Here is an 18,670-nt window from a genome sequence, read left to right on the forward strand (position 1 = left end):
CAGAACTCTGCTGCTCCTGGATCGAAGCCAGGGGGAACAGCGCAGTGGAAGGGAAGTGGCGAGGCTGATGGACTTGCGGCCCGGTACCGTGAGCCAGATCGCCCGGCGCTACGTCTCGGGGGGTTGGAGGAGGCCTTGGAAGACAGACCCTGCTAGGGCAGACTGCCCAAGATCACGGGTGAATGGAAGCGCATCTGATCGCCCTGGCCTGCCAGAGACCCGGGCAGGGCACAGGCCAGGCCCGGTGGACACTGCGGCTGCTGGCGGACAAGCTGGTGGAGCTGGGACAGGGCTTTTTATTGCCGGATGGCTCAAAAAATGTAAGAGCGCTCTAAACTAAGTTACCAGACCACTATTTTGGAAGAAAAAAACTTTCGATATCAGAATCTCAAATCAATATCAAAAGTCGCTTGGGCTTTTCGTTTAGCCTTCAACGCCCCCTCCAGAACTGTGAGGGCAATGCCCACCATTAAGTACACATCCCCCAGGCTTATCACATTGGTATAGCCCAGAATTCGTACCGGAATCACGTCGGCCAGAAACCACAGCCGGGAAGACTCGCTTATCAGGGTATGAACGGCGTCGTACTGCTGCTGGAGTTTGGGAATGAAGGACTCCATGCCCACCTTGTATAGCGCCTCGGCGCTCACCGGCATGTGCCCTTTGTTGGCGAAAATCACCAGCGCATTGCAGGCCAAGCCCAGCCCCACAAACCACAGCCCGCGCAGGTGGGCATTGGCCCACAACCCGTACCCCACCAGCAAAAGCACCAGTGTTTTGGCAGTGGGGCCTGCTATTTCGGGGGCAATCAGGCCGCGTGAGGTTGCAAAGGCCAGCCCGCCTTCTAGCAGCGCGGCTCCTACAAAAGCCCAGGCGGCCCTCAGCTCGATGTGGGCAAGGTCACGGAAGCTGGCCCGGAACGCGAGGGCGAGGACAATGCCGACAAGTGCGCTGGCGAGGTATAGCGTCGTAAGAATTCCTCCCGGTCTTTCCAGATGGGATCCTCGAGCCACAGCTCCTCGAAGAGCTTCACCACCTGCGGGTCGAACTGCCGCCCCGCAAGCATGATTATCTCATTCAGGGCTTCCTGGGGAGATTTGGCGGGGGAATAGGCCCGGCCCGCAGTCATGGCCTCGTAGGCATCGGCCAGCGCAACGATACGCGCCCATAGCGGTATTTTGTCGCCTTTGAGCCTGCTAGGATAGCCGGTTCCGTCCCAGCGCTCGTGATGGTGCACAATCACCCCTTGTACGTCCTTGGACAGCCGCTGTTTCATGGGGTGCAACACCTCCAGGCCCTTGCCTGTATGGCTCTTGATGAGTTCAAACTCATCGTCGGTCAGCTTGCTGGGCTTGAGCAGAACCGAGTCGGGGATGGCCACCTTGCCTATATCGTGAATACGCGCTGCGTAGGTGATGCGCTTGACATCCTGTTCGTCGAACCCCATCCTTTTGGCAATGCTCTCCGAAATAGCCGCCACCCGCTCGGAGTGCAGCCGGGTAAAGGGGTCTTTGGCGTCCAGCGCCGCCACCAGTACCTCGATGGTCTCGTCGAAGGACTCCTCCAGCTTTACCTTCTCGTCCCAGTAATAGCGCGAAAAGTAGAGCAGCAACATCATGAACAGCACCGTAAACCCGCCCCACCCCCCAATAAGCGGAGTCTGATACGCCTTGGCCAGCAACAACCCCACCGGTGCCTGAACCAGATAGCTAACCCAGAGCCAGCTATAGTTTTCAGACCAGATTTTGCGAATGCTGGCCCCACTAGCAAGGTGGATCACATATGTTACTGAAAACACATTAACCACAAAATATGTGATAGATGCCGCTACAATAGCCACAAAATCAAGTAAAACATGGTTCATACCACCAGTGAGACTGTTCGTTTGGAAAAACCACCAGGTCAAAGCTGCAAAACTTGTTGACAACGCGGACTGCGTCCGATTGAACAAATCCTTATACCACGGGTAAGAGGGTTTCCCTGCTTCCTTGTCAAAGTTAAAGAGGAATAGCAGCAAAGGTGCGAGCCAGGTAGGAAAAATCGTTACGCAAGCCAGGGCGACGATAAATGTATGGGACATTGCCGCATTGAAAGGTAGATTAATAGCCGTTCTTTTGGCAATGAATACGAGCGCTGCCCAGAATAGTATGTCGTGTACATTGAAATCGTATTTGTTTATGTTAGAAATATACGGAAGATAGAATTGCAAGAATAGATACACTAGCAGCAAGCCGAGAATGAACACGAGGACATTTTTAGGGGGAAGACTGAGGCCAGACTGCACAACTGAGAGTTTATGCCATCAGATAAATACAGCGGGTGCAGATTTCACACCCGCACCCGCAAAAGCGTTACGTAATTTATCGCCAGGAAGTTTCAGCGCCAGCAGCCACAGCCAGGGCAACAAGGGCGGCGACCAGGGTCATGATTTTGAAGGCGATCTTTTTCATGTTTTCCTCCTTCTGAACGGCTTGGAAGCGCTTTTATTTGTTTACTTCCAACCTTGGGGGAAACAATACGACAAGACTTCCCGTAAGGTCAAGACATACGGGAATATCTGCACTTGATTTAGAATGTATCAAGATTACAATATGCCTAATTTTGCAGCGCCTACCGAAGTAGACGTTTTTAGGGTAAAGGTTCTCCATAGCATGGGTGGTGATTTTTTCACCAAAAAATGGGCGTAAGCGTTACGTGCCGGAAGGGGAAGCCAGGGTTCAGGCGGATACAAAAAAAGCCGCCCTGGGGCGGCTTTGTGGGGGGTAAGGGCCCTTCAGGACAGAGCCACCTCGATGGTGGCTTGGTCGAGGGTGAGCTCGAGGCGGTGGGCGGTCAAGTCATTCACCACCATACGAAAACCTGTGTTGGGAGCAACTTCTTCAATCTGGAGCGGGGTGCCTTCGGGGCTGATCAGCGCAACTTTGGCCGAACAGGATGCTCCACCCTCATGCAATAGCTGGCCCAGCAAGAGGCCCTGCTTGCCGTCGTGCTTGTAGCTAAGGTCGAGGTAGTAGTCTCTGGCCTGGAATAGTTTGGTCCAGCCAGAGCCGTGTGAGGTAGAGCGAAGCGCTGGGCGGGTGACTCCATCCGATGCCATAATGAGAACGGCTTGTTCCTTCATCTTACCCTGCCTTTCAATGCCTTGCGAACGATGATCTTCTGCCCCTGGGTGTTATCTGTGCCGTAATCCGATGAAGTAGTGGATTGAAACAGGTTAGCCACACCTTTGAATGATTATAATCTAAAGAAGCGGAGTGCTTCTAGCGATTATGCCCAAAAAAACACCAGGACAGTATTTTTTGAGCAAGGGCATTTTGCCTGGCAAGCTCACCGATCACCTCGAGCGGCTCTACCCCCGCGAGCGTGAGGTCTTGTTGGCGCGGGCCTCGGGTGAAACCCTGCGGGCGATTGGGAAGCGCCTGGATCTGACCCCTGAAGGGGTACGCCAGGTTGAGTATCGGGCACTGAGAAAGCTGAAGGGCGAGAACACCAAAGAACAGGTTCAGGGCCGGCGCTTTCGCCTGGCCGTTGAGCAGCGTACAGGTGAGCCGCTGGAGCGGGTGGTTGAGCGTCTGTCCAGGGCTGAGCGAGAAGTGGTGCTGGCCTATGCCAACGGCGCTTCGCTGGCGGATCTGGCCCCTACGCTCGGAATGAGCGTCATCGAGGTCACTATTTTGCGAGACCAGGTAGTGGCCCGCTTGTTGGGTGAAGAGCGCGGCTCTCGGGCCGGGAAATGGGTGGAGTTGAAAGCGGCGGTGGCAGCGGCGCTGGCCGAAAGTCCCCTAACCTACGAGGAGCTCGAGGCGCGTTTTCCCATGTCCCGCCGCAGGCTGATGAGACTGATGCAAGAGCTTGTGGCGGAAGGCCGGGCTGATATAAGCGATGAGTATCCCTTCCGTTTTGTGGGCAAAGAAGAATCGGACACTGTCAAAGCATAAAAAATCCCCTCCTGGCGAGGGGACTGTGGTGGGCGCGACTGGACTCGAACCAGCGACCCCTACCGTGTCAAGGTAGTGCTCTAGCCATCTGAGCTACGCGCCCGCGTGGGTATGGTTTTTGCTCCAGGTTCGCCGCTAGCGGAAAACGTTGGAGGCGCTGACCGGATTCGAACCGGTGAATGGAGGTTTTGCAGACCTCTGCCTTACCACTTGGCTACAGCGCCGGGCTTGCCACCCAAAGCGACTTAGCAAACGCTAGGTTAGCATTTGCTGGAAGGTGTGTCAAACGGTTTTCGGGTACGATTGAAGCGTGCGCGAAGTGTTCATCAAAACGCCGGGGGGCTTTCGCTGGCCTTTTTCCAAGGGTCTCCTGGTGGAGTCCATGATGATGGCGGGGTTGAAAATGGAGCCCGCCTTGTCGGTGGCCCATACCATCGAGGAGCAGCTCAAGACCCGCAAGAAGCCCGAAATTACGGCCCTAGCCCTCAAGAAACTGCTGATTCAGGAGGTGGAGAAAAACTTTGGCCCCGAGCTGGCCGAGCGGCTCAGGGGCCAGACCCAGGCCTTTGAGGATATTGTGGTCAAGGAGGGGTATCGCCGCCGGCCTTTTTCCAAAGGGGTGCTGGCTCGCAGCCTGGAGGACGCAGGGTTTTCCATGCGCGAGGCGCAGGCGTTGGCCAGGGCGGTGGAAAACCGCTTGCGGCGCAGTGGGGTGCGTTCGATAGATGCGGACGAACTCGAGAAACGCATCACCACCGAAATAGAGGAGCTATTTGGCCCTGCTGCCCGAACCCGCTATGCGGGACGGCAGGCGCTGGCCGGGGAGATTTTTGTGGAGGAGCGTGAGGGCGAGCCTCGAGTGCCTTTCTCCAAGGGGGTGCTGGCCCAGTCGGTAATGGCGGTGGGGCTTTCACCCGACTCGGCTTATCGCCTGGCCCGCGATGTAGAGCGGCGGCTGCGCGATGCCGGTTCGACGGTGGTGACCCGCGACTACCTGCGCAAGGCGGTCTCGGAAGAGCTCATGGAAGAAGCGGGGGAGGAAGTAGCCCGCCGCTATCACCTGCTCCGCAGCATTCGGCGGGCGGTTAAGCCGGTGCACCTCTTGATTGGGGGGGTGGCCGGGGTGGGGAAGAGCGTGCTGGCCTCGGCGCTGGCTTACCGGCTGGGTATCACCCGCATGATTTCCACCGATGCAGTGCGGGAAATACTGCGGGCGACCATCCCCAAAGACTTGCTGCCCACCCTGCACACCAGCAGCTTTGACTCCTGGCGGGCCCTGGCCACGCCCCACACCGCCGAGCCCACCCCGGCCATGGTCATGCAAGGGTTCCGCGACCAGGTCTCGAGGGTGGCGGTGGGGCTTCGAGCCATTCAGGAGCGCAGCGCCCGCGAAAAAACTTCGCTGGTGGTAGAAGGAGTGCACGTGGTGCCGGGCTACATGACCCACCAGTATCAGAGCGAGGTAATCCAGATTCCCATCATGCTGGTACTTGAGGACGAAGCCCTGCACCGCGACCGCTTTGCCCTGCGCGAACGTGAAACCAGGGGCTCGCGCACCAGTGGAGCCTATGCCCAGCACTTCGACCAGATTCGCCTGATTCAGCAGCATCTGGTGGAGCTGGCCCGGGGGTCGGGCATTCCGCTAATTCCGGCAGAAAACCTGGATAGGGCCATTGACAAGGGCCTCGAGGTGATTGTGGATCGCTTGCAGGAAGCCTACTTCGACGTGGTGCAAGGGTAGCGGGGGTCGAGGGTCAAGGGTCGAGCGCTGGCCTGAGCAGTTGGCCTGAAACCGCTGGCTTTGGGTGGTACCAAACAGGCGGGGTTCCTGGCGCATTGTAGCCTTGAGGGGTGAATGACCTTATCCAGATCAAGGGGCTTCCGGCCATTCCACCGCTGGGTATTGGCACCTGGCAGTGGGGGGACAGGCTGGTCTGGGGCTATGGCAAGGGCTACCAGCAAGACGACACCCAGGCAGCCTACCAGGCGGCCCTAGAAGGGGGCGTGCGGCTTTTTGATACCGCGGAGTTTTACGGCTTTGGGCTCTCGGAAAAACTGATCGGGCAGTATTACCATGCCCACCAGCCCAAGCCCCTGGTGGTCAGCAAGCTGTTTCCCTACCCCTGGCGGTTTTCCCGCAAAACGCTTCTCGGGGCGCTTAAAAAGAGCCTCGAGCGCCTGCAGATGAAGCAGCTCGACTTGTATTTGCTGCACTGGCCCTGGAAGCCGGTCTCGCTCGAGGACTGGGCGCTTTCACTCGCCGAAGCCTACGAGCAAGGGCTGACCCGGGCGGTGGGGGTTTCCAATCACAGCCTGCCGCAGCTCGAGCGCGTGGCGCAGGTGCTGGCCAAACACAGGGTTCCCCTGGCGGTCAACCAGGTCGAGTACCATCTGCTGGAGCGCAAACCCGAGCAGTCGGGCCTGCTACGGGCCATGCAGGCCGAGGGTATTGTGCTGATGGCCTATAGCCCCCTGGCCATGGGCTGGCTTACCGGCAAGTATAGCCTGGAGAACCCCCCGCCGGGCCGCTACCGGGCGCAGCGCTACGTGACCCACAAGGCCCAGATTCCAGGGCTGCTACAGACCCTGGGTGAGATTGCCCAGAATCGGGGTGCGACTAAAGCCCAGGTGGCCCTGCGATGGTGTATCCAGAAAGGTACCCTGCCCATCCCCGGCGCCAAGAACGCGCGGCAGGCCGAGGGCAATGCAGGGGCTTTGCGTATTCAGCTCTCAGACCAAGAAATGGCACGACTTGATGCGGCCAGCGCCGGCGCTCTGGTAAGCTGGCACTCCTCATAAAAACCGAGCCATCCGGGATGCATTCTATTTTCAACGGCGCATAAGGTAGGGGGGAGTGGGAGGTGGGTTCCTACCCCCTACCTCCTGCTGTATACGATGTGCTCAAGTAAAAGCGGTATGACACACGCCTCGCAGGGTCTTTGGCTTTGAGCCTCATCGCTGGCGCAGGATGTAGCGCAGGGCTGCCTCGAGCTGCTCCTGGGGGTTCTCTTCTACCAGGTCAGGCTCCACCCCACGCCCTTCCCAGGTAGGGCCGCTAAGGGGAGCCAGCACACCGTTGGCTACCAGCGCCACGCCGCCATCGGGGAAGCAGTAGGGGGTGAGGGCTTCGGTGTTGCCTGCGCTGCGGGTGCCGATCAGGTAGGCCCGTCCGGCGTTTTTCAAGGCACCAGCCAGGCCTTCAGCGGCGGAGTGGACGCTGCCATCAATCAGCACCACCAGGGGTTTTTGGGTTTGGGGGCGACCCCAGAAGGGCGTGGTGGGAAAAGGAATGGCTCCAATCCCCCGACTGACGATACGCCAGGGTACGCCCCGCATAAAAACCCCTGCTACCTCGGCCATGCGCAGCACCAGCCCGCCGGGGTTGCCGCGCAGATCGAGTACATAGCCCCTGGCCCTGGCATCGTAGCGGCGGATGGCCTCCTGCAAGGCGTTCAGCCCCGCCACATCCACCAGGTTGCTGAGCCGAAAGATGACCACCCCATCGGTGAAGCGCACCTGTGGAGCCTCGAAGGTTGGCCTCGAGGTCTGGGTTGCAGATAGCGACATGTTCCCAGACTTGGCTAGGTTGGCTTTTGGCGGATCGGGGCTCAGGCTCGACGAGGACGGGGGGGCGGGTGGTTGAAGATCCTGATCCTTGAAAGGTAAAGGCATACACTGCCCACCGCGCAGATAGCGCCGGGCCTCTGAGGGGCTCAGCACCCTCGAGTGGTCGTCTCTCAGTTCGCTGTACATCTCGTCTAGCAAGCGATAGAGCCCCTCCCAGTCGCGTACTTCGCCCAGCCTGAGCCGGTAGGTATTGCCCACCGCTTCCCAGTTCACCCCGCCAAAACCCGTGTCGTAGTAGCGCTCCTTGACCAGCCGCCAGGCTTGCTCGAGGCGCAGCGCAAAAACCGGGTTGGCCTGGGCCAGCGCCAGATTGCTCAAAACTAAAAACCCCACCACCCACCAGCGCATAGCTGCATGATACGCGAAGGGCCTCAGGCAGAGTGTCGGGCAGGGCTCAGGGTTTTGATCGTTCCTTAGGCGTGGGTTTGTCTGGTGGGTTGTCAGCAAGGCAACCGGTATGTCTCCAATGAACCCAGCCTCTTCGATTGATTGTGATTAGACTTCGTCAGTCGATAGTCGATAGTCCATAGTCGATAGACTAAAGACTAAAGACTAAAGACGATTCCCATCGACCTTCCTCCCCTTTGACCTGAGACATGCGACCCGAGACCTGAAACTTTTAGTGCAGCTAGGACTCCTTCTCTTCCTCGTCGTGGCCTGCTTCCAGTTTGGCAAACTCTTCCAAGCGGGCTTTGATAAGGTCTTGTAAGCTTCGGAAGCCTTCCATGCGGGCGCCGGTGAGGAGCTCGAGGGCTTGCTCCACCGTCTCGACGGCGTAGATGTGAAACTGATTGGCCCGCACGGCCTCCAGCACCTCGGCCCGGAGGGTCAGGTTGGGGATGTTGGCCCTGGGCAGAATCACCCCCTGGCTGCCGCTCAGGCCCAGCGCCTTACAGACCTGGAAGAAGCCCTCCACCTTGGCGTTGATGGCCCCCACCGCCAGTACCTTGCCGGTCTGATCCACGGCGCCGGTCACGGCCAGGTCTTGCCGCAGGGGAAAGTTGCCGAGGGCCGACAGCACTGCGACCAGCTCGGCCAGCCCTGCGGAGTCGCCGTCAATGGAAACGTAGCTTTGCTCGAAGGCCAGACTGATGGTGGCGGGGAGGGGGCCGCTCTCGATGTACCGGCTGCGAAGGTAGCCGGCCAGGGTCAGCACCGCTTTGTGGAAAATTTGCCCACCCAGACCGGCCTCGCGGTCAATGGAGATCACATGATCGCGGCCAGGAGCGGCCCGCGCGGTGAGCCGGGCCGGACGCCCCCAGTAGGGCGCGGCCTCCACCACCACCAGGCTGTTGACCTCGCCCACCACCCGTCCGGTGGTGCGGAGGCTCCAGACCCCTTCCTTTACCGCCCGTAAAAACTCCTCCTCGGAAAGAAAGCTGCGCTGCTCGCGGGCCAAAACGGCCTGCTCCACAGCCTCTGCACTGAGAATCCCCCCACCCAAAACGGCGGCTTCTTCGGCCAGGGCCCGGATTTCGATCAGGCGGGCATCCATGCGGTCGCGTTGCTCGGCGCTGCGCCGGGCTTCGTCGTAAAGCCGGATCAGGCCGCCCTGGGTAAGCTGAAACCCCTGGGCCTGCAGCCAGCCCCCCAGGGCCATCATGTTTTCCGGGGTGGCGGGCAGGGTGGGGGCGAACTCCACCCGGATGCGAAATAGCTCGCTGAAGGCCGGGTCTTCCTCCAGCGACTCAAAAGCTTCCTGGGTGCCGACCAGCATGACCTGCATCTGGATGGGAAAAGGCTCGACCTCGAGGCTGGCCGGGGCTTGCGGCTCCGTGACCGGCTCGACCTGCCCATTGCGCAAGGCCCGCTTGAAGGCTTCCCAGGTGCCCTCGCGCTTGAGGCTCAGGGCATCCAGAATCAGATACCCTCCCTGGGCGCGGTGAACCGCGCCGGGGCGAATCAGGCTGACGTTGGTGCTCCAGACCCCTTTGTCCACGGTGTAGTCCAGCCGCCCAAACAGCCGAGGGGCGGTGGCATAGGGCTCAAACACGATGGGGGGCGGGCTGCCGCTGCTGGACGAGGTGAGCAGATTGGGCCGCCACTGGGCGGGGTCGAGGGGTTCGCCGGTCTCGGCATAGCGGGCCAGGCGACCGCGCAGGGCCTCGAGGTAGCCTCGAGCCTGGGGAAAGCGCTGAAACAACGGCTCGAAGCGGTTGTTCAGGTAGTGCAGCGCCCAGTCGCGGCGCAGCCGCCGGAGCGAGACCTCGAGTTCGGCGGCAGCGGCCAGGCTGCCCAGCGTGACCTCCTCGAGTCTTGCGCTGAGTTCGGCGGGCACCGGGCCGGGGCCGGTAAACTCCAGCCTTTCCCCATTCAGCGACAATGCAAACCCGGCTGCCTGGGCTTCTTGCTGCAGCGAGGCCAGTTGCTTTTCGCGGGCCTCCTTGAAACGGGCCTCGAGCTGGGTTTTTTCCCGCAGGAAAGAGCCCTGGCGGAACAGCTCGTCCAGCCGACTGACCTCCAGCAGCAGGTTCTCCACCGCGTCGGCCAGATGGGTTTCCTGCCCACTGGGCAGGGTCAGCACCGCCACCTTGCGCTCCGACAGGGGCACATACAGCAGATCCGGGGGGGTTTCGACGGTCTGGGTGCTCAAATAGGCCAGCAGCGTCTCGTGCTTGCCCAGGCTGGAAGGCCCCACCAGGTAGGCATGGAACCCCCCCCGAAGGGCCAGTTCCAGCGCCGCCCTGGCCCGTTCCTGTCCAAAAAAAGGGGGGGCTGGCGGGAACGAGACAATATCGCCCGAATCATCGGTAAATGTGCGCCACTCGAGCGCCTCGTAGGAAAGCCTCATGCTGGACAAGTATACCCACAGCCAGAATAGAGAATCTGGAAGCCCATCTTCTTGTCTCAGATCTCTTTCATCCTGCGGCTATAGACAATCGGCCATAGACCATAGACCATAATCTTTCGACCCACTGACCCGGCTTTCAGCCAAACCCCAAGCCTGTTATGCTGTTTCCAAAGGAGGCAACTTCGTCATGTCTATGCGAGTTCTGGGGATGATTCTCGCGGGGGGGCAGGGTTCCAGGTTGTTCCCCCTCACGGCCAAACGCGCGAAACCTTCGGTGCCCTTTGGGGCGCGTTACCGCATCATCGACTTTGTACTCAACAATTTCCTGAACTCAGGAATCTACGGCATTTACGTGCTCACCCAGTTCAAAGCCCAGTCCCTGACCGAGCATGTGCAGCGGCACTGGCGCTTTGGGGGCTTTCTGGAAGATGCTTTTATTTTGCTGGTACCCGCCCAGATGTACCGCTACGAGGAGCTGGGGCCGGTCTGGTACCGCGGTACTGCCGATGCCATCTACCAGAACCTGCACCTGATCAACAACCACAAGCCCGAGAACGTAGCGATTTTTGGGGGCGACCACATCTTCAAGATGAACATCGCCCACATGCTGGACTACCACAACGACCACCGCGCCGACCTGACCATCGCCGCCTACCCGGTGCCCATCGAGCAGGCCAGCCGCTTTGGGGTGCTCCAGGTAGACGACCAGTGGCGCATGATTGGCTTTCAGGAAAAGCCCAAGAACCCCACCCCCATCCCCGGCAAGCCCGATCTGGCCCTGGTTTCGATGGGTAACTACATCTTCCGCACCGAGCCTTTGGTGGAGAAGCTCGAGCACGACGCTAAAGACCCTAACTCCTCGCACGACTTCGGCAAGGATGTGATTCCCCGCGCCCTGAGCGAGGGCTACCGCATCCAGGTCTACGATTTCAAGCGCAATCCCATCCCCGGTCAGCAGGTTCCCAACACCTACTGGCGTGATGTGGGAACCATCGATGCCTATTTTGAAGCCAGCATGGACCTGATTCAGGTGACCCCGGAGTTTGACCTGTTCAACCCCGACTGGCCCCTGCGCGCCGCCAACTTCAACTCGCCCCCTGCCAAGTTTGTGCACGAGGCCGGCGCCCGCACCGGACAGGCCTTCAACAGCCTGATTGCAGGGGGTTGCATCATCTCGGGCGGCACCATCCGCGAGTCGGTGATCTTCCGCCGCTGTCGCATCAACTCCTACGCCCTGGTCGAGCGCAGCATCCTGTTTGACGAGGTGGAGGTAGGGCGCTACGCCAAACTGCGTAATACCATCGTGGACAAAAATGTGAGCATCCCGCCCCACACCGAGATTGGCTACGACCTCGAGGCTGACCGGGCCCGCGGCTTTACCGTCACCCCGGAAGGTATTGTGGTGGTGCCCAAGAGCTACCGATTCTAGCCCATTGCTGATAGCCTATAGCCGATAGCCTTGAGAGGTTTGGCTATAGACTATTGCCTATCGGCCATCGGCATTTATGGATAAGCATCCCGGTAAGATTTTTTATCGCCTGACGCGCATTTTCCCCGGAGATCAGCTACCGGGTGGGCGGGCGCCTGCGGCCAAGGTTTATGCCAATCCGCTGGAGTCGGTGGAGCTTTCGGAGCCGGTGCGCGACGGGGGCCCGGCGGTCTGGCGGGTGCTTTCCAGGGTGGCGCCCACCACACCTAAGGTGGGTTCTTCCATCACCCTGGCCGAGCTTTCGCAGGTGCTGGCCCCGCTGGCGGTGCGCCGCGGAGGGCGGGGCTATCCCTCGGCCGGGAGTGCCTATCCCCTCGAGGTCTACCTGGCCGTGCAGCATCTGCAAGACACCTTCCAAGGCATCTACCATTACGCGGCCAAGCAGCACCAACTGGAGCAGCTCTCGGGCCGCTTTGACCCCAAAAGCTGGAAATCGGCCCTGATGGATCTGGAAGCGGTGGAAGCCTCGGCAGCGCTGGTGGTTTTCAATGCCGTACCGGAGCGTTCCGAAGCGGTATTTGGGTTGCGCGGGTTTCGCTACGCCCTGCTGGAAGTGGGCTATGCGGTGGGCGAGGTGATGGTGGCCGCTACCGCCCTGGGCTTGCAGGCCTACCCCGCCGAGACCTTCTACGACGAAGAAGTACGCAAACTGCTCTCGCTGCCCGATGCCGAGTATCCGGTGGTGGTGTTGTTGCTGGGACGGTAGGTTTTCAAGTTTGACCCCAACGTTAGGCGTGTAGCTAACGTTCAGGGATGCACAAGATGGCAGTGGGTTTTGCGCTACTACCCCCTACCCCCTAACCCCTGTATGGCATGAAATGTGTTCGAGCAAAGATGGTACGAGCGTGAGTGGCTGACCGCCTGTAGCTACCAGCCACCAGCCACGCGCCACAAGCCATCCAGCATCGCCGTGAACGTGGCTTGACCCTGGATTTTTACCAGCCAGTATGCTTTACGGTAATGGAGTCTCCTGAAGCGGTTTTTGTGTACGGCACCCTGAAACAAGGGGAGCGCAACTTTGAGGTCTCGAGGCAGGCGGGCTGGCTGCGCTCGGAGCCGGCCTACCTCGAGGGTTTTCGGCTTTATCACATCCCCCAAAGCGACATTCGGCCCTATGCCTACCCCGGTGTGCTCAAAGGGGAGGGGCGGGTGTGGGGCGAGGTGCAGTGGTTTGCCGACCTCGAGCAAGCCCTGGGGCTGCTGGACCAGCTCGAGGATGAGGGCAGCGAGTACCAGCGAAGCCCCACCACTGCGTATCTTTCCGAGCGGGGCGGAGCGCCATGCAAGGTCTGGGTGTATGTTTATTCCAGCCTGCAAGCGATGCGAGGCGTGGGGGGCCTCTGGCTGCCGGAGGGGGTTTGGGGTGAACAAATGCGGTCAAAGGGGTAAACTGCCCATATTCGTATGAAGGTTGCCTTTGTCGCCTCCGAAGCCTTCCCCTTCGCCAAGGTGGGGGGCCTGGCCGATGTGATCGGCAGTCTGCCCCAGGCCCTACGGAAGCTGGGCCTAAAGCCCACCATCTTTCTGCCGTGGTACTGGGGTATCCAGGGCTACTATGTGGGCGAGGCCTGGTTCAACTTCGAGGGGCACCGCGAGAAAATCGGCATTGGTCACGCCGAGCACCAGGGGGTGCGCTACGTGCTGGTGGGGCTGGGGGATTTCGCCCGAGACAAACCCTACGGCTACGACGACGACTTCCGCCGCTTTGTGCGCTTTGCCATGGCCACGGCAGAACTCCTGGGCGATTTTGACATAGTGCACGCCCACGACTGGCAGGCGGCCCTGCTACCGCTGCTGCGGAACCTGGGCTGGTTCAGGGCCCGCACGGTGTACACCATCCACAACCTGGCCTATCAGGGGGTCTGGGGCTCCCAGGATTTTTATGCCTGGACGCGCCTGCCGGGTGAGACCTACTATGGCGCAGGCCTCGAGCACAACGGCGCAATCAACCTGATGAAAGCCGGTATTGTGAACGCCGACGCCGTCACGACGGTCTCGCCCCGCTATGCCTGGGAGATCACCACCCCCGAAGGCGGCGAGGGCCTGGATGGGGTTCTGCGCAGCCAGCAGGGGAAGCTCCGGGGCATCCTGAACGGCCTCGACACCGACTACTGGAACCCCGCCACCGACCGGTACCTGAAACACCACTACGACGCGACCGACCTCTCGGGCAAGGCCCGCAACCGGGCCGAATTGCTCTCAGAGTTTGCCCTGGAAGACCGCCCCACCCTGGGGGTGGTCTCGCGTTTTGCCCACCAGAAAGGCATAGACCTGATTGGTGACGCGGTGGATGGTCTGATGGGGATGGGGGTCAACCTGGTGGTGCTGGGCAGTGGGGAGCCGGGCCTCGAGCGCACTTTTGCCTGGATGGCCTCCCATCTGCCGGGCCGCCTGGCCTATGTGCAGGGTTACAACGAAGCCCTGGCCCACCGCATCTACGCCGGTTCGGATGGCTTTCTGATGCCCTCGAGGTTCGAGCCGTGCGGACTGGCCCAACTGATCGCCATGCGCTACGGCACGCTCCCCATCGTGCGGGCAGTGGGGGGCTTGCTCGATACCGTGAAGCACTGGGAAACCGGCTTCATGTTCGATTCGATGGACGCCGGGGGTGTTTTGCACGGGGTCAGCGAATTCCTCAAACACCCCGACCGCTTATCGGTGGCCCGAAATGCCATGCAGGCCGATTTTTCCTGGGATAAGCCGGCCCGCGAGTACGTGTCCCTTTATCAGCAATTGTTGGGTTAGGGAAAGCTATTGTTGGCGCGTTTTCTCGGACAGGCCCCCAAACGGCCATTCAGCTCAGCCCGGATTAGCTGGAGAGTTATTTTTGAATGGCGTTGATATACCCCTCATCCGCCGACACCCCAGATGCAGCAAGTGACGTCTCAGACAGTATTCTCCATAACTGCTGGCGGGGTGTTGCCACCTTCTCCCGCAAGGGGAGAAGGAAAGGGGTTCAGGTCAATTTTGTATCAAGGCCCAGGCCCCTCGGCTGGGCGGTAGCGGGAGGGGTAGTTGATGATTTTGTCCCACTCGTCTGCTGTCGAGCGGGCCACAAAGACCACCAGCTCTTCCTCGCCAATGTTGAAAACCTCGTGGGGTACGCCGGGTTTGATGTAGATGAAGTCGCCCGCCTGGTTGATGACTTCGTGCTCGAGGTTCTCGCCAAAGGTGTGCTTGACCCGGCCCTGCAAGACAAACAACATCACCTCGAAGCCATCGTGAATGTGGGCATAAGCAATTGCACCCGGAGGCACGGTGGCCACATTAATAGAAAGCCCTGTAGACCCCACATTTTTGGCCGACATGCCCTGCAGGTACTGGATGCCGTTCCACTGTCGCCGGTTGCCGCCTCCCCGAATGACCGTGATGCCGCCCAGGTCTTCCACAATGCCCTGGTCAATGGGGCCGGTGCCGAGGGTCTTTTCGCTCATAGAGACTCCTGTTTCCGACGAGGGATTTGGTTCACAGGTTAATCTTCCAGGGCCAAACGCACAAGGCGGTCGAGCAGGTCGGGGTAAGCGAGCCCGCTGGCCTGCCAGAGCTTGGGGTACATGCTGGTAGGGGTAAAACCGGGGATGGTGTTGAACTCGTTGAGATACAGCGCACCCTCGCCCGACAGGAAAAAATCCACTCGAGCCATCCCCCGCACACCCAGGATGCGGTAAGCAGCTATCGCAGTGGCCCGAATTTTTTCCGAAAGTTCGGGGGCGATTGGTGCGGGCAGGTGCAGTTGCGCCTTGCCCTCGGTGTACTTGGTCTCGTAGTCGTAAAACTCGGCCTGGTAGGTAATCTCGCCCACCACGCTGGCCTCCGCGTGGATGTTGCCCAGTAGCGCCACTTCCAGCTCACGCACCCCTTGCACGCCTTGCTCGACCAGCACTTTGCGATCCCAGGCGAAGGCTTCGGCCAGGGCTTTGGTAGCATCCTGGTCGGCCCTGACCTTGGAGATGCCCACCGAGGAGCCGGTGTTGGCCGGTTTGACAAAGTAGGGGGGCTTGAAGGGCGGCTCGGGGGTGGGCTCGCCTTTGTAAAAGGTTACCCAGGGAACTACCGGAATACCGGCCTGGTGCAGTACCCGCTTGCACAGATCCTTGTCCATGCACAGCGCCGAACTGGCCACGCCTGCGCCCACAAAGGGCAGCCCCAGCAGTTGTAGAAAGCCCTGAATGACGCCATCCTCGCCCACCGGGCCGTGTAGTAGAGGAAAGGCCACGTCGTAGCGCTGCCAGGGAATGTCGGGTGGAAAGCGGTGGGTGCCGTGTTCGGCCACTCCGGCCACCAGGGCTTCGCGGGCGTCCTCCCCCAGCAGCCAGAGGCCATCTTTGGCAATCACGGCCAACTCGGTGGGATGGGGCATGGCTGCCAGAACCCCCCGCGCTGATGATAGAGAAACCTCATGCTCCCCGGGCGGCCCCCCAGCGATGAGTAAAATGTGCAAATTGTTCACAATGTGTATTGTAGTGTGGTACGTGCGGTATGCAAACTTCAATCTGCTAAATTCCAATCCTTACGCCATCGCTTGATCTGCGAGAGGTGTGGGTAGTACGAAGAGAGGTTTCGGTTGAAATATGAACCTCATCGCGTTTTACACGAACACTCCAGATGCGATGCGGAGTGTTTTACCCAGAACAGCAAAACTCGCTGTTCTGGGTATTCGTGGGAACCGCTGTCACACATCACTTTTCCGCTGGTTTTTTACCCTCGTAAAACTCTTGCCAATGCGGCGCTCTGCCGTCTATATCGGTGAAGCCATACTCGCGGCTCAGATGCCAGGTGGCCAGGGCCTGGCCTGCTTTTTCGTGGATCTTGGGGTCGGAGGCCAGCGCCACCACGGCCCGCCCAATGTAATGTGGGGTCTCGGACTCGGCATAGTAGGGGTCTTTGGCAATCGCATCGCGCCAGTTGGCCTCGCTCACGCCAAAGTGCTCGAGCATCGCCTCCGAGCGCAGGAAGCCGGGCGTGAGGGCCAGAGCGGTGATGTGGGCCTTTGCACGGTTGGGCTCGCCACTGACGTTGATGCGTTGGCCCTTGAATTCCTCCGCCATGTTGTGGGCCAGACGAATTACGGTGGTCTTGACCAGATCGTAGAAAAAGTTACCCCGGTAGCTCAGGCTGTCGCCGTCAGTGACTTCGATAATCAAACCTGAGTTTTGCTCGACCATCAGCGGCACAGCGTAGCGGCTGGTGAGGAGGTGGCTGTATACCGAGCGCTCCAAGAGCCTCCAGCCCTGGGCCATGTCCAGCTCCCAGAAGGGCTTGCCCCACTCGATGAGGGCATCGCCACCCCACACATCATTCACCAGAATATCCAGCCTGCCCTGCTCGACCTTTACCTGCTCAAACAGGCTCCTGACCTGATCCTCCTGGGTATGGTCTACCCTTACCGAAATGCCTTTTCCACCGGACTGGGTTACCAGTTCGGCGGTTTCCTCGATGGTCTCGGGTCGGTTGAGGTCGGAAGGGTGGCCCCTGGTGCTGCGGCCCGTGCAGTACACGGTGGCCCCAGCCGCACCCAACTCTACCGCAATACCCCGGCCACAGCCCCTGGTGGCTCCTGCCACTACCGCAATTTTTCCTTTGAGATTAGACATGTTCCCTCCGCATCTCGACTACTTCTGGCTCCAAGCGAATCGCCAAGCGCATGAGTACCCTGGCCACTCGAGTTCGCCAGTCCAGCCCTATTGGTAAATGGGCCTGCAAGGTTTCGGGGTGGTCGGAAGTTTCGAACTGCTCTTGTAGGGCTCTCTGAGCTAGATATGTGTAGAGTACGTATTGGCAGTGATCCATTGCCCCCTCCACAACCTAGCCTAGACCGGTTATAGGTCACCTTCTGTCATATTGGTGGAATAGGGTTGAGGTATGCGAGCGGATCGTTTGGTTTCGATTTTGCTGTTGTTGCAGACCAGAGGGCAGGCCACCACCGCAGAGTTGGCGAAGAGGCTCGAGGTCTCGCCGCGCACCATCCACCGTGACATGGAAGCCCTCACGGCGGCAGGGGTGCCGGTCTACGCCGAGCGGGGTAACAAGGGTGGATGGCGACTGCTGGAGGAATACCGAACCAATCTGACGGGCCTGAGCCAGCCGGAAATCATGTCCCTGTTCGCTCTCAAACCCACTCAACTCCTGAACGACCTGGGTCTGGGGAAGGCTGGTGAACACGCACTAATCAAGATGTTGGCTGCCCTGCCTCCTACCCAACGCCAAGGGGCCGAGTACGCTCGCCAACGCATCCTGGTGGATATTCAGCGTTACCAGGAGAGTGTACCCCTGCTGCCGGTGTTGCAGGAAGCGATCTGGCAAGATCGAAAGCTATGGTTGGTCTACGAACCGATAAGCGGTAAACCTGCCGAGCGTACCGTTGACCCGCTGGGCCTGGTGGTGAAGGGGAGCGTGTGGTATCTGGTTGCCTCCAGGCAAGGTGAGCTGCGCTCGTACCGGGCTTCGAGAATCCAGGAGGCCAAAGTCCTGGACGAGCCCTCGTTGCGCCCTGCCGACTTCGACCTCGAGGCCTACTGGCGCCGGGCCCGCGCTGAATACAGAGCCCAGATTCCCACCTATCGAATCAAGGTGCGAATTCTGCAGAAAGTATTGGCCCGCACCAACCCCGCCAGCCACTGGGGACAGCTCGAGCACAGTGAACCTGTGGGCGATGGATGGCTGATAGCCCACCTTCGCTTCGAGTACCTCGAGCAGGCTTTGGGATGGGTCTTGGGGGCTGGGGCGGCGGTGGAAGCACTGGAACCGCACGAGTTTCGCCAACAGGTGATTGAAACCCTGGGTATGGCGCTCGAGTTATACCAACCGTGAGCCCGGGCTGTGGCT

General features: G+C 59.9%; 17 protein-coding genes and 2 tRNA genes. 9 read left to right on the forward strand and 10 right to left on the reverse strand.

Features of this window, described 5'->3' with window-relative positions; translation table 11 throughout:
- The first annotated feature begins 182 nt into the window (after nt 1–182).
- Nucleotides 183–335 carry a helix-turn-helix domain-containing protein gene (locus J3L12_RS03400; RefSeq protein ID WP_208013736.1) on the forward strand — a complete coding sequence of 51 codons (153 nt, stop codon included), beginning with the start codon at nt 183–185 and terminating at the stop codon, nt 333–335.
- Between the two features lie 45 nt (nt 336–380).
- Here the strand turns inward: J3L12_RS03400 and J3L12_RS03405 are convergent, their stop codons facing one another.
- The 3 genes from J3L12_RS03405 to J3L12_RS03415 all read right to left on the reverse strand — a co-directional run bounded on the left by J3L12_RS03405 (nt 381) and on the right by J3L12_RS03415 (nt 3,121).
- Nucleotides 381–995, reverse strand: a complete 615-nt coding sequence (locus tag J3L12_RS03405) for a DUF5317 domain-containing protein (protein ID WP_243454895.1) — start codon at nt 993–995, stop codon at nt 381–383.
- Nucleotides 881–2,284, reverse strand: a complete 1,404-nt coding sequence (locus J3L12_RS17055) for an HD-GYP domain-containing protein (protein WP_208013640.1) — start codon at nt 2,282–2,284, stop codon at nt 881–883. Before J3L12_RS17055 ends, J3L12_RS03405 begins: the two co-directional genes overlap by 115 nt.
- A 489-nt stretch (nt 2,285–2,773) precedes the next feature.
- Complete coding sequence (locus J3L12_RS03415) at nt 2,774–3,121, reverse strand: hypothetical protein (RefSeq protein ID WP_208013641.1); 348 nt, start codon at nt 3,119–3,121, stop codon at nt 2,774–2,776.
- A gap of 148 nt (nt 3,122–3,269) precedes the next feature.
- Here J3L12_RS03415 and J3L12_RS03420 point away from each other — a divergent pair, with 148 nt between their 5' ends.
- Complete coding sequence (locus tag J3L12_RS03420) at nt 3,270–3,938, forward strand: sigma factor-like helix-turn-helix DNA-binding protein (protein WP_208013642.1); 669 nt, start codon at nt 3,270–3,272, stop codon at nt 3,936–3,938.
- Nucleotides 3,939–3,964: 26 nt separating this feature from the next.
- Here J3L12_RS03420 and J3L12_RS03425 read toward each other — a convergent pair.
- Nucleotides 3,965–4,041 (reverse strand) — tRNA-Val (locus J3L12_RS03425).
- 46 nt (nt 4,042–4,087) lie between these two features.
- A tRNA-Cys gene (locus J3L12_RS03430) sits at nt 4,088–4,162 on the reverse strand.
- Between the two features lie 86 nt (nt 4,163–4,248).
- On the opposite strand from J3L12_RS03430, the gene J3L12_RS03435 reads away from it, so the two are divergent.
- Both J3L12_RS03435 and J3L12_RS03440 read left to right on the forward strand, forming a co-directional pair.
- Nucleotides 4,249–5,679: an ATP cone domain-containing protein gene (locus tag J3L12_RS03435; RefSeq protein WP_208013643.1), complete on the forward strand. Its 1,431-nt coding sequence runs from the start codon at nt 4,249–4,251 to the stop codon at nt 5,677–5,679.
- Between the two features lie 110 nt (nt 5,680–5,789).
- The gene (locus J3L12_RS03440; RefSeq protein ID WP_208013644.1) at nt 5,790–6,737 is read left to right on the forward strand and encodes an aldo/keto reductase; all 948 of its coding nucleotides are present in this window, start codon (nt 5,790–5,792) and stop codon (nt 6,735–6,737) included.
- Between the two features lie 153 nt (nt 6,738–6,890).
- Here J3L12_RS03440 and J3L12_RS03445 read toward each other — a convergent pair whose 3' ends face one another.
- Both J3L12_RS03445 and J3L12_RS03450 read right to left on the reverse strand, forming a co-directional pair.
- Complete coding sequence (locus tag J3L12_RS03445; RefSeq protein WP_208013645.1) at nt 6,891–7,913, reverse strand: S41 family peptidase; 1,023 nt, start codon at nt 7,911–7,913, stop codon at nt 6,891–6,893.
- A gap of 280 nt (nt 7,914–8,193) precedes the next feature.
- The gene (locus J3L12_RS03450) at nt 8,194–10,356 is read right to left on the reverse strand and encodes an AAA family ATPase (RefSeq protein ID WP_208013646.1); all 2,163 of its coding nucleotides are present in this window, start codon (nt 10,354–10,356) and stop codon (nt 8,194–8,196) included.
- A gap of 187 nt (nt 10,357–10,543) precedes the next feature.
- On the opposite strand from J3L12_RS03450, the gene glgC reads away from it, so the two are divergent.
- The 4 genes from glgC to J3L12_RS03470 all read left to right on the forward strand — a co-directional run bounded on the left by glgC (nt 10,544) and on the right by J3L12_RS03470 (nt 14,590).
- On the forward strand, nt 10,544–11,785 hold the full coding sequence (gene glgC, locus J3L12_RS03455) for a glucose-1-phosphate adenylyltransferase (protein WP_208013647.1): 1,242 nt from the start codon (nt 10,544–10,546) through the stop codon (nt 11,783–11,785).
- Between the two features lie 76 nt (nt 11,786–11,861).
- The gene (locus tag J3L12_RS03460; protein WP_208013648.1) at nt 11,862–12,551 is read left to right on the forward strand and encodes a SagB/ThcOx family dehydrogenase; all 690 of its coding nucleotides are present in this window, start codon (nt 11,862–11,864) and stop codon (nt 12,549–12,551) included.
- A gap of 254 nt (nt 12,552–12,805) precedes the next feature.
- Complete coding sequence (locus J3L12_RS03465; protein WP_208013649.1) at nt 12,806–13,234, forward strand: gamma-glutamylcyclotransferase family protein; 429 nt, start codon at nt 12,806–12,808, stop codon at nt 13,232–13,234.
- 15 nt (nt 13,235–13,249) lie between these two features.
- A complete protein-coding gene (locus J3L12_RS03470) occupies nt 13,250–14,590 on the forward strand; it encodes a glycogen synthase (protein WP_208013650.1) in 1,341 nt (446 codons plus the stop codon).
- 227 nt (nt 14,591–14,817) lie between these two features.
- On the opposite strand, the gene J3L12_RS03475 is transcribed toward J3L12_RS03470, so the two are convergent.
- The 3 genes from J3L12_RS03475 to J3L12_RS03485 all read right to left on the reverse strand — a co-directional run bounded on the left by J3L12_RS03475 (nt 14,818) and on the right by J3L12_RS03485 (nt 17,439).
- Nucleotides 14,818–15,279 carry a cupin domain-containing protein gene (locus tag J3L12_RS03475; RefSeq protein WP_208013651.1) on the reverse strand — a complete coding sequence of 154 codons (462 nt, stop codon included), beginning with the start codon at nt 15,277–15,279 and terminating at the stop codon, nt 14,818–14,820.
- A 38-nt stretch (nt 15,280–15,317) separates the two neighbouring features.
- A complete protein-coding gene (locus J3L12_RS03480; RefSeq protein WP_208013729.1) occupies nt 15,318–16,286 on the reverse strand; it encodes a D-alanine--D-alanine ligase family protein in 969 nt (322 codons plus the stop codon).
- A gap of 238 nt (nt 16,287–16,524) precedes the next feature.
- The gene (locus J3L12_RS03485; RefSeq protein ID WP_208013652.1) at nt 16,525–17,439 is read right to left on the reverse strand and encodes an SDR family oxidoreductase; all 915 of its coding nucleotides are present in this window, start codon (nt 17,437–17,439) and stop codon (nt 16,525–16,527) included.
- A 268-nt stretch (nt 17,440–17,707) separates the two neighbouring features.
- On the opposite strand from J3L12_RS03485, the gene J3L12_RS03490 reads away from it, so the two are divergent.
- Entirely contained in the window at nt 17,708–18,655 is a 948-nt protein-coding gene (locus tag J3L12_RS03490; RefSeq protein WP_208013653.1) for a YafY family protein, read from the forward strand.
- The last annotated feature ends 15 nt before the right edge of the window (nt 18,656–18,670 follow it).

The organism is Meiothermus sp. CFH 77666, from assembly GCF_017497985.1.
Lineage (GTDB): Bacteria > Deinococcota > Deinococci > Deinococcales > Thermaceae > Meiothermus.

What these genes read in the sequence shown, in the direction of transcription:
- J3L12_RS03400 (WP_208013736.1), top strand. Translation starts at nt 183, where the DNA reads ATGGAAGCGCATCTGATCGCCCTGGCCTGCCAGAGACCCGGGCAGGGC.
- J3L12_RS03415 (WP_208013641.1), bottom strand. Translation starts at nt 3,121, where the DNA reads ATGAAGGAACAAGCCGTTCTCATTATGGCATCGGATGGAGTCACCCGC.
- J3L12_RS03420 (WP_208013642.1), top strand. Translation starts at nt 3,270, where the DNA reads ATGCCCAAAAAAACACCAGGACAGTATTTTTTGAGCAAGGGCATTTTG.
- J3L12_RS03445 (WP_208013645.1), bottom strand. Translation starts at nt 7,913, where the DNA reads ATGCGCTGGTGGGTGGTGGGGTTTTTAGTTTTGAGCAATCTGGCGCTG.
- J3L12_RS03450 (WP_208013646.1), bottom strand. Translation starts at nt 10,356, where the DNA reads ATGAGGCTTTCCTACGAGGCGCTCGAGTGGCGCACATTTACCGATGAT.
- glgC (WP_208013647.1), top strand. Translation starts at nt 10,544, where the DNA reads ATGTCTATGCGAGTTCTGGGGATGATTCTCGCGGGGGGGCAGGGTTCC.
- J3L12_RS03460 (WP_208013648.1), top strand. Translation starts at nt 11,862, where the DNA reads ATGGATAAGCATCCCGGTAAGATTTTTTATCGCCTGACGCGCATTTTC.
- J3L12_RS03465 (WP_208013649.1), top strand. Translation starts at nt 12,806, where the DNA reads ATGGAGTCTCCTGAAGCGGTTTTTGTGTACGGCACCCTGAAACAAGGG.
- J3L12_RS03470 (WP_208013650.1), top strand. Translation starts at nt 13,250, where the DNA reads ATGAAGGTTGCCTTTGTCGCCTCCGAAGCCTTCCCCTTCGCCAAGGTG.
- J3L12_RS03475 (WP_208013651.1), bottom strand. Translation starts at nt 15,279, where the DNA reads ATGAGCGAAAAGACCCTCGGCACCGGCCCCATTGACCAGGGCATTGTG.
- J3L12_RS03485 (WP_208013652.1), bottom strand. Translation starts at nt 17,439, where the DNA reads ATGTCTAATCTCAAAGGAAAAATTGCGGTAGTGGCAGGAGCCACCAGG.
- J3L12_RS03490 (WP_208013653.1), top strand. Translation starts at nt 17,708, where the DNA reads ATGCGAGCGGATCGTTTGGTTTCGATTTTGCTGTTGTTGCAGACCAGA.